This is a genomic window from Pseudidiomarina terrestris, from assembly GCF_030466405.1.
Lineage (GTDB): Bacteria > Pseudomonadota > Gammaproteobacteria > Enterobacterales > Alteromonadaceae > Pseudidiomarina > Pseudidiomarina terrestris.
The window spans coordinates 613589-630174 of the sequence record NZ_JAGGJF010000001.1 but is presented as its reverse complement, the minus strand read 5'-3'; the positions used below and the strand labels follow the sequence as shown (position 1 = coordinate 630174).

The window sequence follows — 16586 nt, the reverse complement described above, 5'->3', positions numbered from 1 at the left end:
TCTCAGGAGTTGAATAAAAGCACCATTTGTTAGAATAAATTGACATAACAGGCGTGGGAGTTGACGCTTCTGGCGCAAGAAACATTCCGCAACAAAATTGGCTGACACCCATAAGCGGCGGTAATTAATCATAAAAATTGAGTGTAAAAACAGCACTCTTGACCTGACGCATAAAAATTACTCACTAAACAACTTGGAATAATTTATTATTTACATTATAAGAATATGTGGTACTTTCAACTCATGATGGATTTTTTCATCGGTTGTGGTAACTCGTCGATTAGCGGCAGAGATTATAAAAAGAAAGCGTAGTCACGATACGCATCAGATTCTTACAACGAGCGGAGATTGCAAAGTGAAACTCAATAAAATAGCACTCGTGCTGGGATTGACTACAAGTATGAGCGGCCTCGCTTATGCTCAGGATGTCGATCAAGAAGAGAACACACAGCAAAACGAAGAAGCAGAGAAAGTTGAACGAATTCAGGTAACAGGTTCAAGTATCAAACGTACAGCGATGGAAAGCGATTTACCGCTGACCGTTATTTCGCGTGACGAGATTGATGCACAGGGTATTACCACTGCAGAACAGTTATTGTTACAACTTAACGTTGCTTCAAACTCAAATGACAACCTGGCCAGTAACACAGGTATCGTAAGTGGTGAAGAGCGCGGTAACAACGGTGCTTCAACAGCTAACTTGCGACAACAAGGTTCAGGGTCGACACTGGTTCTTTTGAACGGTCGTCGTACTGCAACTCACGGCCTCCAGGGGCGTTCAGTTGACCTGAACTCAATTCCTTTCTCTGCCATCGAGCGAGTTGAAGTATTACGTGACGGCGCTTCTGCCGTATACGGTACTGATGCAATCGGTGGTGTTATCAACTTTATCCTGAAAAAAGATTTTCAGGGCGCGCAAGTTGGCGCCTTCGCAGATCATACTGAGAACGGCGGCGGTAACATTTACCGTTTCAACGTCTTAGCAGGTAAAGGCGATTTATATTCTGATGGCTACAATGTGATGGCTTCACTCTCGTATCGTAAAGCAGAAATCCTGCGCGGTGTCGATCGTGATTTCACCAACACCTTCCAGCCAGAAAGTGGTTTGTCACCAGATACGCGTGGTACGCCATTCGCATCACTGAACAACCGTCCAGGCGGTGATGATCCTAACTCACCAAACTACAACTTGATCGGTACCGGTTTACAATACCCGGGCGACCCTGATCGGATTAATGACGTACTCAACGTGCTTGCTCTCCCTGGTATGCCCGGTTGTGATGTCTATCCGAACATGGGCCCTGATGCAGCGGAACTGTGGAACCGTGAACGTAACTCAGGTGTGAGCTGTGCATGGGATTATCCGCGTGCCGCAGCATTGCAGCAGCCGGTCGACAGTTTTGATTTCGTTGCACGCGGAACTATGGTTCTGGGCGATAATGCTGAAGGTTTTGTCGAAGTTCTGGGTTCAGAAGTGACTTCACAAAAAGTCTTTGAGCCAAACCAGATCACACCATGGTCAATCGGTTCTGAGGGGTATTACCCAAGTACTGGTGCGTCTTATGACTATATTGTTGATGCGTTATCAGCGTTTTACGGCGCCGATCAGTTAAACATCGGCGCCCCGATTGCGTATCGCTGGCGTTGTATGGATTGTGGACCTCGTGAAATCGAAACCACAACTGAAGCAATGAAGATTCAGTTCGGTGTTGAAGGCACTATCGGTTTTTGGGATTACCGTGTTGGCTTAGGCCATGCTACCAACGAATCCGAGTCGCAGCTTGGCGGTGGTTATCACTACACCTCAATGCTTGCACAAGGCATTGGTAGTGGCGCGATTAACCCATTCTTATTGCCGGACCAGTCACAAACTCAAGCCGGTATGGATGCTTTAGCCGCAGCTTCTGCTGAAGGCGTTATCCTGTACGGTGGTAAAACCACGATGACCCAGTTCGATGCGTCGATCACGGGTGATACAGGTTGGAGCCTTGGTTGGGGTGGCGATAACGTTTATGTAGCCGGTGGTGTTGATATTCGTAACGAAGGTTATGAATTCAACGGTGACCGTCGTGCAGCTGCAGATCGTCCGGAAATTTATGGTGCGCCATTTGACAACGCCAACGAGCTTGACGATGTTGACCGCACTGTAAAAGCGGTATTTACCGAAGCACTGGTGCCGGTAGTTGAGACGTTTGAAATGAACCTAGCGGTTCGCTATGACCATTACGATGGTTTTGGTGGCACCACTAACCCGAAAGTAGGCTTAGTGTGGACCCCAGTGGAGGAAGTCTTAGTACGTGGTGCCTACAGTACTGGCTTCCGTACACCGTCATTTAACCAACTGTTTAACGGCGTTTCTGAGCAACCTTACACAGGTCAGGATCTTGCTGATCCGCGTGACTGCCCTGGTGGTGAAGTCGACGCCAGCGACCCGAACTGTGATACACCTATCACGCCAACCCGTTTATTCGGTGGTAAAGAAGATTTAGGTCCTGAGGAATCGAAGCAACAAAGCTTTGGTGTCGTTTATGCACCGACCGATAGCTTCTCAATGAATGTCGACTGGTGGCGTATCGTCATCGACGGCACCATTCAGATCCCAGGTTTCCGCGACTTGCTGGAAAACTACGAGCTGTTCGAAGAGAACTTCATCCGTAATGAAGCTGGCGAACTGGTAACCATCGATACCCGTTACATCAACGCCGGTGAACGTGAAACCAGCGGTATTGAAGTGGGTATTCAGAGCAACGGTGAACTTGCCGGTGGTCTCTGGAACGTGAACTTCAATGGTAGCTATCTGATTGAAGATAAGAAGAAACTGCTCGACAACGCAGCATGGGGTGACAACCTGGTGGGTACCCACTCACGCGGTAACATTCCTCTGCGCTGGAAGCACACCATTATGTTCAACTACGCTAAAGGCGACTTTGCACATAACCTGACGCAGATTTATCGTCATAGCTACGATGATGAAACACCACCAGGTGTTCGTTCAGGTATCGCAAACCCTGCGTACTACGATGGTGAAGTTGGTAGCTATACAATCTACAACTACAGTGTTCGCTACCTGGCGTGGGAAGACCTTGATGTGACCTTCGGCATCAAGAACCTGTTTGACCGCGATCCACCGTTCACTGCACACCAGAACGATTATTCACCTGGTGCAGCGTTTGACCCTCGCGTAGCAGATCCACGCGGGCGTTCATACACCCTGCAGTTGACTTACAACTTCTAAGTCGCACGGTGAAAATGAAACAATGCGGTCAGCTTCGGCTGGCCGCATCTATTTTGGTCCTCTGATGAACAATTCGATGACGCATCCGTATCAAATCGTTATCTTAGGTGGGGGCTCGGCAGGCTGGATGACTGCTGCAGCGTTAAGCAAAGTCCTTGACCGGCAAAAGTACCGAATCACCTTAGTGGAATCGGCAGCTATCGGCACCGTGTCCGTCGGCGAAGCCACCATCCCGGGCATTCGGGAATTCAATCAACTTCTTGAAATCAATGAAGATGACTTTCTGCGGGAAACCAATGGCTCCTTCAAGCTGGGCATTGCGTTTGAAAACTGGCAGAACATCGGTGATTTCTATATGCATCCGTTTGGTCCTTATGGCGTTACCTTAAACGGCGTGCCTTTTCATCATTATTACTTACGCCACCTTCGCGAGCAGGGCGAGGCCAATGCCATCCCGCTTAGCGATCTCAATTTAGAATGGCGTGCCGCCATCGAACACAAGTTTAGCCGGCCCATTGCAGATAAACGCAGTCCGTTGGGGCACATCAAATATGCGTATCATTTTGATGCGCTGAAATACGCTCACTATCTTAAGCGCTATGCCACGCAGCGGGGTGTTGTCGCCCTGGAAGACCGCATGGTCAGTGCCAAGCAACGCGTCGAGCAAGGCCCAATCGATGCCTTAATGCTCGAGCAGCACGGCGAACTTAACGGCGACTTTTTCATTGACTGCAGTGGTTTTAAAGCGCTGCTGATTGGTGAAGCTCTGGGCGTCAGCTATCACGACTGGCGTAAATGGATGCCGTGTGACAGCGCTGTCGCCTTACCCGGTCAGCACCATAACGATGCTATTCTGCCGTATACACGCTCGATCGCCCATCATGAGGGCTGGCGCTGGCGGATCCCTTTGCAGCACCGCACTGGCGAGGGCTGGGTGTATTCGAGTCGCTTCACGGATACGGAGCAAGCCGAGCGTGATTTTCGCCAGACCATCGGCAATCACGACAGTAAAGCTAATCATTTGCGCTGGATAAATGGCCGTCGCGACCAGGCCTGGCGTCATAACTGTGTTGCCATCGGCTTGTCCGCCGGATTTATTGAGCCGCTGGAGTCGACCGGGTTACAACTGACTCAGTCAGGCATTATGCGCTTAATCAGCTTGTTACCGGGGCCAGGTGAACTCAGCGAACGGGCGGCAGCGTTTAATAAGTACACCGCGGAGGAAATCACCAACATTCGTGATTTTGTCATGTGTCACTATAAGCTGACTGAGCGGGATGACTCGGAGTTCTGGCGCTATTGCCGTGACATGGAAGTGCCGGACTCCCTGCAGGAGCGGCTTGACCTGTACCGCGAGAACGCCAGCGTATTTAAAAACAGTAATAACGAGCTATTTAACGAAATCAGCTGGTTTTCCATGTTCCAGGGCCAGGGGCTCCGGCCCGCCCAGGTGCATCCTTTAGCAGAGCAGATGCCAGCAGCGGAAATGCAGCAGCACCTGCAAACGGTCCAGCGGATCTTTGCGCAATCTGTCGCGCAACTTCCGACTCATGAACAATTTATTCAGAAGCATTGTAAGGCACCATGATCCGAACTTTTATCAAACCCTTTAGCGTTGCCTTAGTGGCATTGTTTACCGTCAATAGCTGCAGCAGCTTCGCAGACTATGAACAGATGCCGTCGGCGAATTACGATCACCGGATTAAAGTTCTGGTGATGCACTACACGGCCATCGACTATCAGAAAAGCGTGCAGGTATTGGTAGAGCCAAAAGGGCTAAGTTCGCATTATCTGGTGCCGGAGTCTGGTGATCCAAGCTATCCGCATGATGAGCTTAAGGTCTTCCAATTGGTGGACGAGTCAGAGCGGGCCTGGCACGCCGGCGCAAGCTATTGGCAGGGCCGCAGTGACCTCAATGATCAGTCCATTGGCATTGAAATCGTCAACGTACCGCAGTGCGAATGGGATACCAGCACACAACCGTCCCGCGCGGAGCACGGCGAAAACCGCCTGTGTGTGTTCCCGGACTACGATCCTGCGCAAATCGAAAAGGTGATTGAGCTAGCGCAGGATATTCTTGAGCGCCATCCGGACATTCACCCAACTGCTGTAGTGGGGCATTCGGATATCACCCCCACCCGTAAAAACGATCCAGGTCCACGCTTCCCCTGGTATCAGCTCTACCAACATGGCGTCGGCGCTTGGTACGAGCAGGATACCTTAAGCAAATACTGGAAGATTTTTAATCAGCAGCCGTTGAACACCGGTTTGTTACAGGCCGCGTTGCATGCCTACGGTTACGGACTGACCGAGACGGGTGTTTACGATGAGACCACCGCAAGCACGGTAGCGGCGTTTCAAATGCACTTCTTACCCTGGCTGGTGAACGGTAAAGCTGATAGCCAGACCAGTGCGGCTTTGTTCGCATTACTGGAGAAGTATTTCCCGGAAAAACTGGAGCAGCTGTGGACGCGTTATCAGGCGGAGCTTACCGCGCAGCCCGCTCCACGCTGGCAGCCTAAGCATGGCCAGATTGATGCCAGTTTTCCAGAGCCAGAGGCGCAGCGTTCGAGTCGTGAACTGGTGAATGACAAGGCCGGCTTCAAGAGCTACCGCGGGCGTGGTGAGCTGCTGTTGTCCGCGGAGCAGGATCTGACCGCAGTACTCGAGGTCAACGGTGAAACATTGAATATCGCCACACCTTTGCGGGCCGGAAAAACTTACGATTATTCGCTGCATCGGCGAACGCAGGACGGTATCAACACCTTCCATGTCAAAGCTGTTGAACCGGCGGATGCGACGCTGGAGGTGCGAATTCCTTATCCGCGCCTGATTGATGCTACAGCAGACTATCAGGGCAGGTTTGATGAGGTGGATGAGCTGATTGAAGCCGACATCGCCAAAGGTTTTCCGGGTGCGGTACTGGTCGTAGTGAAAGACGGAAAAATCATTAAACAAAGCGCCTATGGCTATGCCCGCCGTTACGATGAGCAGGGTCAGTTACTGGCTGCGCCGACGCCAATGCAGCCGGGTACCTTGTTTGATGTGGCGTCAAATACCAAGGCTTTTGCAACTTCGATGGCAATGATGCAACTGGTCGAGCGTGGGCAGTTGGATGTTAATAAGCCGATTTACTTTTACTTGCCTGAATACCGCGGCGATGGACGTGAAGCACGAACCGTAAAAGATTTACTCAACCATCACTCTGGCTATGCCCCGCAGGTGCATTTCTTTGATCCGGAGAACAAGCTTGGTAAAGGCTTCTATTCGCTGCAAAAAGAAAAAACGCAGCGGCTGATGGCCACCAAGGTGCCCTTTGATGTCGGCAATGGTGTCCGCGCGACCTACAGTGACACCAATTTCATGTTGCTGGGTACCATCATCGAGCGGATTACCGGAATGCCGCTGGATCAGTACGTTGAGCAGAACATTTATGTCCCCTTAGGTCTGCATGACACACTTTTCGCGCCGCTGCGCAAAGGTCGTCGTCCGGGTGAGATTGCTGCTACCGAGCTGCAAGGCAATACCCGTGGTGGCGTGGTCGATTTCCCTGGGGTGCGGACCTATACGCTGCAGGGCGAGGTCCATGATGAGAAAGCCTTTTATGCTATGGACGAAGTGGCGGGTCATGCCGGCTTGTTTGCCACCGCGCCGGATTTAGCGGTACTGGTACAAACCTTGCTAAATGGCGGCGGCTACGGCGATGTGCATCTGTTTGAAGCTTCGGTACTGGATGCCTTTACCAAGCCGCATCAGCAACAGCGCACCTTTGGCTTGGGCTGGCGACGCGCGGCCGATGGCCAGTTGCGCTGGCATTTTGGTCCTTATGCCAGTCATCAGGCCTTTGGCCATACCGGTTGGACGGGCACTGCGACCGTGGTGGATCCGGCCCTCGACCTCGGCATTATCTTGTTGACCAATGCGCGGCACAGCCCGACCACGGAAGTCGACGGCGCCGTTGAATTTCTCGGCAAAAGCTTTGAAACCGGAAATTATGGCAGCCTGATGACTGCCGTTTACGAAGCTATTCTCGAAGCGAAATAAGCCTAAGGACTGGCATAGCGTGCGCGTATTTCTGCAATGCGCGCATCAAGGTTAGCGCGGTCAAACCACTGACCGCGCACCATCACACCTTGTGGTTCCTGCAAGGCTGCGGCTGAAGCCAGCGGATTGTCCTTAAGCAACATGAAATCGGCTTGATAGCCGCTGGCGATATGGCCGATTCTGACGCCGCTGTCATCGTCGTCAAAGTAGTCTCCAGCGGCCACTGTCGCACTGTAGTAAATGGCCTCTAACGGCATTCCCGCAGCTTGCATATAGCGAATCTCATGATGAATAGAATAGCCGGGCACACTGAACAGCTGCGGCGCATCGGTGCCGAAGATAATGGTGGCTCCACCCTCATACAGCGCTTGTAGCAGCTGGCGGCGATTGTCCTGTTGCACGGCCGCGTTGTCGGTGTTGAAATAACTCGAGCCACGGCTCGGGTAGTAGTCTAACCAGCCCTCTCTGACGCGTTCAGGCACCAGTGCCAGCTCCGGATAGTTGGCCAGAGCAACGGCATCACCTGCACCAATTAAGGTTGCCCATAGCGCTTGGGTAGGCACCACGGCGGTATTGTGTGCCAGTGTCAGTTCGACCAGTGCATCGAGCTCGCTGGCAGTGATCGGACGGTTGCTGGCATCGACATATCGCAGATAGCCATCAAGATGATCAATGGTGCGCTGGCCTTCGGCCATGGCCACATCAATCCCTACCGCAACCGGCACATGGCCGGCAAAGTCAATTCCCTCGGCGCGTGCGGCGGCCGCCACAGCACGGTATTCAGCAAGTTCCAGACCAGGATGAATCTTGAGTAAGTCCCAGCCTTCAGCAACATGTTCGCGCACGCGCGCAGCAGCCTGCTCTGGTGACGCAACGGTGCTGTCATTAAAGCTTGGTCCGGCGAGAAATAAGTTAGGACCGATGCGTTGGCCGGAAGCGATATCTTTTTTTAGCTGTAATTGCCGGGTGTAGCCCAACATGCCGCGCACCGTGGTAACGCCATTGGCAATGTACAGGAACAACATGTCGTCGGCGTACGTTTCGGGCATACCGCCAAAATTGACTGCAGCAGGTACATGGCCATGCATTTCGGTAAAGCCGGCGAGGGCATAGGCACCCTTACCATCAATTATCTCTGTAGCGGCACCGGTCAACATCGGGTCGGGCTGGCTAGTGACATCGACAATGACACCGTCTTTAATCGCAATACTGGCGTTGCGCAGGAGTTGTGCCTGTTGTTCCTGCCAGATCACCGCCTGCACATTGGTCACGAGCGTATCTGGAGGCACTGACGACTGTCCATTCGCCGGCTGTGACTGGGCGACATCAGCCGCTTGGGAACAGCCCAACAGCAACAGACTAAAGCTAAGCAGTAACGTTTTGTACATGCGCAACATGATGGGTCCTTACCTAAGTGGTTTCGTTCAGCATATTACATAAACCGCTGGTCACCAATTATTCATGCTTTTGCCACGAAGCACTAGTAAAGGTGGCCATTCCTGTTTACCTTAACAAGTGAAATCAGGAGGACACCGCTCACTATGAAAACCGCAACACGAATCGCAACCCTTGGCCCCACAGGTACTTTTTCGGAACTGGCAGCCCTTGAGTATGCGCAGCAGTTACCCAACTACACTCTGCAGTACTATCCTGCCCTGGGCCGGGTGCTAAAGGCGCTGCCTGATGAAGCGGATATTGCGGTGGTGCCGATTGAAAATATCGTGGAGGGGATGGTGTCGCCGGTGATTGATACCTTCGTTAAGCGGCCGCTGGAGATCATCGATGAGCTGAGTATTCCGGTGCGCTTTTCCCTCGTCGCCAATCACGATATGCCCACCAAAATTTACGCCCAGTTTGTTGCGCAGGGTCAGTGCAGCGAGTGTCTGAGTCGTTACAACGTACCCATTATGAATACCGCCAGTAACAGCGAATCCTTACAGTTGCTGGAGCAAAGCCGTGAACCGGCTGCGGCAGTGGTGCCGGAGCATTGTCTGGGCGAACATAGCTTTGTCCATGTTGAACATGACATTACCGACTACGCCCATAATGAAACCCGTTTTGTTGCCGTACGCATGCCGGGACTGCAGGAGAGCTTGCGGCAGCCGCAGGTGACCTACAAAACCTCATTATTAATTATTGACGATACCGATCATCCGGGTCTTCTGGTGGAACATTTGCAGGTCTTCGCGGCCTATCGGGTGAACCTGACCTCACTTGTTTCACGGCCTACTGGGCAGAAGTTTGGCCAGTACCACTTCTATATTGAATGTGAAGGGCATCGCGACGACAGTGCCATTCGCGCAGCGCTGACCCTGATCCAGCTGCGCAATAAAGTTATGGTGTTGGGCAGTTATCCGGATGCGGGCGCCGCTTAGAGCAGCGCCCATCGGATCAGCAGTCCAACCGCGGTGACGGCGACCACGCCGAGGCACCACAGCAGTATGAACCAGCCCAGGCGTTGCCAGCTTTGCCTTTGCATCAGTCGTGATACCCTGCATCAGCGCGGGTTTTGCCACGAAAGACCCAATAGGTGTAGCCAGTGTACGCAAAGATAATGGGCAACAGGATGACAGCACCGACCAGCAGGAATATTAAACTATTGTCGGGCGCGGCGGCCTCCCATAAGGTAATTGCACGCGGCACCAGATAAGGGAAGATACTGACGGCGAACCCGAGAAACGCCACCAGAAAAAGGCCAAGCGACCAGAGGTAAGGGCTGACATGCCGCTCTTTTTTCAAGGCGCGCAAAAGGCCAAAGGTTACCAACCCCAACACCACCGGCAATATCCATAACCAGAGGGAGGCAGGGAAGCTGAACCAGCGATCGGCGATAGCCGCGTCGCGCCATGGCAGATATAGACTGACGAAGGCAATACAGGCGACTAAACCCAGCGCGAAGCGAAAAGCTAATTGATAGCTTTTCTGTTGCAGCTGGCCCTCAGTTTTCATGACCAGCCAGGTGGAGCCGAGCAGGGCATAACCGATGACCACCGCAACGCCGCAGAACACTGAAAACCAGCTTAGCCAGTCAAACCAGCCACCGGCATAGGAGCGGTCAACGACTTTAATACCCTGCAACATGGCACCCAGCATAATGCCCTGGCTAAGGGCGGCAACCAGTGAGCCCAGAATAAAAGACAGATCCCACAGATGCTTGCTGGTTTTGGTCTTAAAGCGGTATTCAAAGGCGACGCCACGGAAGATCAAGCCCAGCAACATGGCAATGACTGGCATGTACAGGGCTGGCATGAGCACCGCATAAGCCAGCGGGAACACCGCCAGCAAGCCGCCGCCACCGAGCACCAGCCAGGTTTCATTGCCATCCCAGACCGGCGCCACTGTGTTCATCATGATGTCGCGATCTTCTTCCTTTTTAAACCAGGGGAAAAGCATCGCCACGCCAAGATCAAAACCATCGAGAGCGACGTAGGCAAATACCGCCACCGCGATAAGAATTGCCCAAATGAGTGCATAATCCATGGTTAGTCCTCCTCGTGCATGAGTCGTTCAGCCGCCATACCCGCCGCTTTAGGCTTGGCGTAGTCGGGAATGTGAACCTGCTCAGGGTCGCTTGCCATTTTCCTGAGGATGTACACAGTACCTGCACCGAACACCAGAAAATACACAACGATAAAGGCCAGTAAGCTGCCGCCCACGCCTTCGGCGGCAATTGGCGACGCCGCATCACTGGTGCGCAACAAGCCATAAATAACCCAGGGTTGGCGGCCAACCTCTGTGACAATCCAGCCGGCGATGACCGCAACAAAACCCGATGGCGCCATCAGCAGAGCCGATTTATGCAGCCATGAACTTTGATAGAGTTTACCGCGGGCGCGCTGAATGCCAGCCCAGAGGCCAATCACCACCATAAGCAGGCCTAGTCCGACCATGATCCGAAAGGCCCAGAACACTATCGTGACCGGCGGCCATTCGTCGCGCGGAAAGGCGTCCAGGCCGGTGACTTCGGCATTGATATCGTGCTTGAGGATGACGCTGGCGAGTCCGGGAATCTTAAGTGCGTAATCCACCTCGGCGGTCTCCTCGTTCGGCAGGCCAAATAAATACAGCGGGGCGCGTGCTTCCGATTGGAAATGGCCTTCCATCGCCGCCACCTTGGCCGGTTGATGTTCTTGAGTATTTAAGCCGTGTAAATCACCAACGAAAACCTGTAGCGGAGCCACCAGCAGTGCCATCCACATGGCCATGGAAAACATTTTGCGCGCGGCAGCATTACTGCGGTCACGCAAGAGGTGCCAGGCACCAACACCACCCACCACAAAGGCGGTTGTCAGGTAGGCTGCCAGCAGCATGTGGGCAAGGCGATAGGGAAAGCTGGGATTGAAGATGACCGTCAGCCAGTCTTCGACGACGTACTGACCCACATCATTCATGGCAAAGCCTGCGGGGGTTTGCATCCAGCTGTTGACGGAGAGTATCCAGAAGGCACTGATGGCAGTACCAATCGCCACCATAAGGGTGGCGAAGTAGTGTAAGCGCTCGCCCACACGGTTCATACCAAACAGCATGACACCGAGGAAGCCTGCTTCAAGGAAGAATGCAGTCAGTACTTCGTAACCCATTAGCGGGCCAATCACCGGGCCGGCCTTGTCTGAGAATACAGCCCAGTTGGTACCAAACTGATAGCTCATAACGATGCCAGAGACCACGCCCATACCAAATGCAACGGCAAATATTTTCAGCCAGAAACGGAACAGCTTCTGGTAAACGGGGTTACGAGTCTTTAAAAACAACCCTTCAAGCACCGCTAAGTAGCTGGCGATACCAATGGTAAACGCTGGGAAAATGATGTGAAAAGCAACAGTGAACGCGAACTGAATACGCGCCAACAGGAGTGCATCCGCATCGGAGAAAAGACTTTCAATCATGCCAGACTCTCCAGTTATTTTAGGATCTACTTAATTGTAGGTAGTCTCAGAGGAATTGACAGGCTAAAACCATGAATTTTGTAAGACGATTATTTATCGATTGACCTACCTCAAGTATGGCAAGTCCTGCTTGCCCGCGTTAAACTTGCAGACTGAAGATGACAGACAGGACCCATCATGGAACGTATCGTTGAAAACTTAATGTATAGCTTGCGATGGTTGCTGGCGCCGATCTATCTTGGCCTGAGTATCGCTGTGATGCTGCTGGGAGTGAAATTCTTTCAGGAGCTGTTCCACGCCATCCCACTGATTTTTACCATGGCCGAAGTCGACTTGATTTTGTTGACCCTGACGCTGATTGATATCGCGCTGGTTGGCGGTCTGCTGGTGATGGTGATGCTAAGCGGTTATGAAAACTTCGTTTCCACGCTTAATATCAGTGGTGACACTGAAAAGCTGGCCTGGCTGGGTAAGATTGATTCAGGGGGCTTAAAGAATAAAGTCGCCGCCTCGATTGTTGCCATCTCGTCGATTCACTTATTGAAAGTGTTCATGAATGCGGAAAATATTAGTATCGATAAGATTAAATGGTACGTGCTTATTCACCTGACCTTTGTCGGTTCGGCCTTTGCCATGGGCTACCTTGATAAACTGACCCGTAAAAGCGGCAACGATTAATCTCTAAAACTGAGAGTTTGGTCTAGTTAAGTTGCTATTCCCCCTTGCCTTTGGGTAGTCTCGTTGGTACTAGAGTAAAACTCACAGACCAACGAGAAGCCCAATGACAATGCAAAAATTAACACCTACAGCTGTAAGCCTATGCCTTGCTTCGGCGCTTTTCCTGGCGCCTGCTATGGCACAGGATGAGCAACCCACACCGAAGTTGAAAATGCCGTTGCAAGCGGCGGATGTATTTGCTCTTGAGTATGCCAATGATGTGCAGATCTCTCCTGATGGTCGCCACATTGCATACGTCCGTAACAGCTTTGACATCATGACCGATGGCACCCGCAAAGCGCTTTGGGTCATCAACACCAGCACCGGGCAGCACACGCCGCTATTTGCCGATCAGCACAGCTACGGCAACCCGACCTGGTCGCCGGATGGTAAGCGTCTGGCGTTTACCTCGAATCGCTCCGGGCGCAACCAGATCCATGTGTTCTGGGTTGAAGAGCAGCGCGTCGCGCCCGTTACTGAAGTGGCGCATAGTCCGAGTCAAATGGCGTGGTCCCGTGATGGCGAGCAACTGGCATTTATGATGTCAGTAGAAGAACCGAAGTCTGATTTTGCCAAGAGCGTCCACACGCCGAGTAAACCGGAAAAAGCAAAGTGGGGAAAAACTCCGCTTATTGTAGAACGCACCCTTTATCAGCGTGATGGCCGTGGGGTAGTGAAGTCAGCCTACAATCAGGTCTTTGTCGTGCCAAGTCATGGCGGCAGCGCGCGCCAGATCACCGATGGGCCTTTCCAACATCGTGGGCCGCTGGTCTGGGCTGAGGATGATCAACGGATTGTGTTCTCTGGCAACCGTACCAAAGACTGGGAATACCAGACCCGCGAAAGCGATCTGTGGGCCGTAACACTTGCCGATAACAGCCTGGAGCAACTGACGGATCTGCCCGGTGATGAATACAGTGCAAGCCTGTCTCCGAACGGCGAGCAGCTGGCGTTCTTGCACGGCGACAATGCGCCGGTTCCTTATCGCAATGCCACCTTGCATCGTTTAAATATGGAAAGTGGTGCCCTGAGTGAAGTCAAAACCGATCTCGACCGTTCACTGGAGCAACCGCTGTGGATTGATAATCAGCGCTTGACCGTTCAGTACACGGATCGTGGTTTAACCAAGGTCGCTGAAGTGAACCTCAACGGTGAAATGAAGGATCGTGTCAGCAGTCTTGGTGGTACCTACGTCAGCCGACCTTACACCAGTGGTATGTATTCAGTTGCCCCGGCAACGGGCGCGGTTGCCTATACCCATGCCAGTGCTTATGACCTTGCCAATGTTGCGGTAAATGTGGACGGTGCTACGCATCAGTACACGGATCTTAACAGTGACGTGCTTGGCTATCGCGAGCTTGGCGAAGTTCGTGAAATTACTTATGAATCGTCTTTCGACGGTACCGAAATCCAGGGTTGGTATATTTTGCCGCCAAGCTATGAAGCCGGTAAGTCCTACCCGACTATCGTTGAAATTCACGGTGGCCCGCATGCGTCTTATGGGCCGGTGTTTGGTATCGAGCATCAGCGCTACGCAGCGGAAGGCTATGTTGTGCTTTACGTCAACTACCGGGGCAGCACCTCTTACGGGAAGGAGTTCGCCAACTTGCTGGATGGCTTTTATTCCTCAGAGCGGGATTTCGCCGACCATATGTCCGGTCTTGATAAGCTGATTGACATGGGTATTACCGATGCCAACAACCTCTATATTGCCGGTGGTTCTGCCGGTGGTATCGCTACCGCTTATGCGGTGGGCCTGACGGATCGGTTTAATGCAGCCGCCGCGACTAACCCGGTGATCAACTGGGTCAGCAAGACGCTGACGGCAGACAGTTCGGTAGGCCAGATCCAGAACCAGTTCCCGGCAATGCCGTGGGAAGATTTAGCGCACTACTGGAAACGCTCACCACTTTCGTTGGTCGGTAACGTGAAAACGCCAACGTTATTGTTCACCGGTGAGTTGGACCGCCGTACACCGATGGCGGAAACTGAGCAATTTTACCAGGCGCTGCAGTTGCGCAATGTCGACACGGTCATGGTCCGCGTGCCAGATGCCTATCATGGGGTCACCGCTAAGCCGTCGCGGATCGTGGCGAAAGTTGAGCATGCTCTGGCCTGGTTCAAACGCTACCATAAAGAGTAAGCGTGTACCTTAGCCTGTTTCTGGTCGCCTTCCTGGCGGCGACGCTGCTACCAGCACAGTCTGAAGTGCTGGTGGTCAGCGCCCAGCAAATGGGCTACAACGTCTGGTTGATCTGGTTGAGTGCTTCTCTTGGCAATACCCTGGGGAGTGTCGTGAACTATGTCTTAGGGCGTTTTCTGTTGCAGTACCAGCACCGTCGCTGGTTTCCCTTTAAAGGAAAGTCGTTAGAACGCGGGCATTGGTGGTTTGAGCGCTACGGTAAGTGGTCGTTGTTGCTGGCCTGGGCGCCGTTCATTGGCGACGCACTAACCTTTATTGCAGGTATGCTGAGATTGCGTTTTTGGGAGTTCTTAGTGATTGTCTGGATCAGTAAAGCAGGGCGTTATGCCCTGCTTTTAGGTCTGCTGCAGATGTGGTTTGCACCCATCCTCGATTAGCTCAACGTCGCGCAGTTTAACGCGGCTTAATTTCTTCCAGTCCGGCCACGGACTTAATACCGAGCCCCGGTGAATCATTAATTGAAATCTCCGCATCGTTAAAGCGGACGCTACCTTCAACGGGATCAAAGGCACACAGCGACGGACCATCCAGGTCTATCTTAGTAATCACGTTGGACTTTGCCACCGCCAGATGCACCGCGGCTGAGACACTGATGCTGGACTCCAGCATACAGCCGATCATGCACTGCATATCGTACACCGAACAGATATCTGCGATTTTAATTGCGTTGGAGATACCGCCGGTCTTCATCAGCTTGATGTTAATGATGTCGGCGGCGCGCATCTTAATCAGCTCGATCACTTCCCGTGGGCCAAAGCTGCTCTCATCGGCCATGACCGGCGTATGCACGCGTTCGGTGATGTACTTCATGCCATCGATGTCGCGGGCTTTTACCGGCTGCTCCACCAGCTCCAGACGCACACCGGCACCTTCGAGTTTATGCAGCGCATAGACGGCTTCTTTTGGCGTCCACCCCTGATTGGCGTCAAGGCGCAGCAGGGCTTTGCCCTCCACCGCCGCGTAGATAGCTTTAACTCGCTCAATATCCACGCCGATATCTTTACCAACTTTGATTTTCAGGGTTTCAAAACCGCGGTCGATGGCTTCGAGTGAGTCGGCCACCATTTTGTCAATATAATCGACGCTGATGGTGATGTCCGTCGATATGGTCGGCACGCCGCCACCAAGCATTTTGTAAAGCGGGGCGTCGTAAAGTTGTCCCCACAGATCATAAACCGCCATTTCCACAGCAGCTTTAGCACTGTAGTTGCGGATGATACCGTTTTGAATAATACCGATAAGGTGGTTCAGATCAGAGACGTCCTGACCCACCAGCTTCGGCTTCATGATGCGATCGATAGCTTCGATGATCGAGCCATGGGTGTCACCGGTAATGACGGCGGTCGCTGGCGCTTCGCCATAGCCGACGTGACCGGTATCCGTATGCACCATAATGACGATATCTTCTATCGATTCGACCGTACGCAGCGCCGTTTTAAATGGTGTTTTTAACGGTACGCGGAGCATAGCGAATTTGATGTCAGTAATTTTCATATCAGTT

11 protein-coding genes are annotated in these 16586 nt (G+C 52.5%); 7 read left to right on the top strand and 4 right to left on the bottom strand.

The genetic code is table 11. The annotated features are described in order from the left end of the window. Window positions 1-400 precede the first annotated feature (400 nt). The 3 genes from J6J34_RS02945 to pbp4b are packed head-to-tail and all read left to right on the top strand — an operon-like array spanning window position 401 to window position 7279. The gene (locus tag J6J34_RS02945; RefSeq protein WP_301898451.1) at window positions 401-3235 is read left to right on the top strand and encodes a TonB-dependent receptor domain-containing protein; all 2835 of its coding nucleotides are present in this window, start codon (window positions 401-403) and stop codon (window positions 3233-3235) included. Window positions 3236-3257: 22 nt separating this feature from the next. Beyond that, on the top strand, window positions 3258-4823 hold the full coding sequence (locus J6J34_RS02940; protein ID WP_301719213.1) for a tryptophan halogenase family protein: 1566 nt from the start codon (window positions 3258-3260) through the stop codon (window positions 4821-4823). Further along, window positions 4820-7279 (top strand): penicillin binding protein PBP4B, encoded by a 2460-nt coding sequence (gene pbp4b / locus J6J34_RS02935; RefSeq protein WP_301898450.1) that lies wholly within the window; start codon window positions 4820-4822, stop codon window positions 7277-7279. The genes J6J34_RS02940 and pbp4b overlap by 4 nt, the downstream gene beginning before the upstream one ends. Window positions 7280-7281: 2 nt before the next feature. On the opposite strand, the gene J6J34_RS02930 is transcribed toward pbp4b, so the two are convergent. Next, window positions 7282-8676, bottom strand: coding sequence for an amidohydrolase family protein (locus tag J6J34_RS02930; RefSeq protein WP_301898449.1), 1395 nt, complete (start codon window positions 8674-8676; stop codon window positions 7282-7284). A gap of 144 nt (window positions 8677-8820) precedes the next feature. Between J6J34_RS02930 and J6J34_RS02925 the strand changes: the two genes are divergently transcribed. Continuing rightward, the gene (locus J6J34_RS02925; protein WP_301898448.1) at window positions 8821-9654 is read left to right on the top strand and encodes a prephenate dehydratase; all 834 of its coding nucleotides are present in this window, start codon (window positions 8821-8823) and stop codon (window positions 9652-9654) included. Window positions 9655-9757: 103 nt separating this feature from the next. Here J6J34_RS02925 and cydB read toward each other — a convergent pair whose 3' ends face one another. Both cydB and J6J34_RS02915 read right to left on the bottom strand, forming a co-directional pair. Further along, on the bottom strand, window positions 9758-10759 hold the full coding sequence (gene cydB / locus J6J34_RS02920; RefSeq protein ID WP_301898447.1) for a cytochrome d ubiquinol oxidase subunit II: 1002 nt from the start codon (window positions 10757-10759) through the stop codon (window positions 9758-9760). A gap of 2 nt (window positions 10760-10761) precedes the next feature. Beyond that, complete coding sequence (locus tag J6J34_RS02915) at window positions 10762-12165, bottom strand: cytochrome ubiquinol oxidase subunit I (protein WP_301898446.1); 1404 nt, start codon at window positions 12163-12165, stop codon at window positions 10762-10764. A gap of 177 nt (window positions 12166-12342) precedes the next feature. Here J6J34_RS02915 and J6J34_RS02910 point away from each other — a divergent pair, with 177 nt between their 5' ends. The 3 genes from J6J34_RS02910 to J6J34_RS02900 all read left to right on the top strand — a co-directional run bounded on the left by J6J34_RS02910 (window position 12343) and on the right by J6J34_RS02900 (window position 15462). Continuing rightward, window positions 12343-12843, top strand: coding sequence for a TIGR00645 family protein (locus J6J34_RS02910; RefSeq protein ID WP_301719220.1), 501 nt, complete (start codon window positions 12343-12345; stop codon window positions 12841-12843). A 103-nt stretch (window positions 12844-12946) separates the two neighbouring features. After that, on the top strand, window positions 12947-15025 hold the full coding sequence (locus tag J6J34_RS02905) for a S9 family peptidase (protein WP_301898445.1): 2079 nt from the start codon (window positions 12947-12949) through the stop codon (window positions 15023-15025). 2 nt (window positions 15026-15027) lie between these two features. Further along, a complete protein-coding gene (locus J6J34_RS02900; protein WP_301719222.1) occupies window positions 15028-15462 on the top strand; it encodes a YqaA family protein in 435 nt (144 codons plus the stop codon). A 16-nt stretch (window positions 15463-15478) separates the two neighbouring features. Here the strand turns inward: J6J34_RS02900 and J6J34_RS02895 are convergent, their stop codons facing one another. Continuing rightward, window positions 15479-16579 carry a dipeptide epimerase gene (locus J6J34_RS02895; protein WP_301719223.1) on the bottom strand — a complete coding sequence of 367 codons (1101 nt, stop codon included), beginning with the start codon at window positions 16577-16579 and terminating at the stop codon, window positions 15479-15481. Between the last annotated feature and the right edge of the window lie 7 nt (window positions 16580-16586).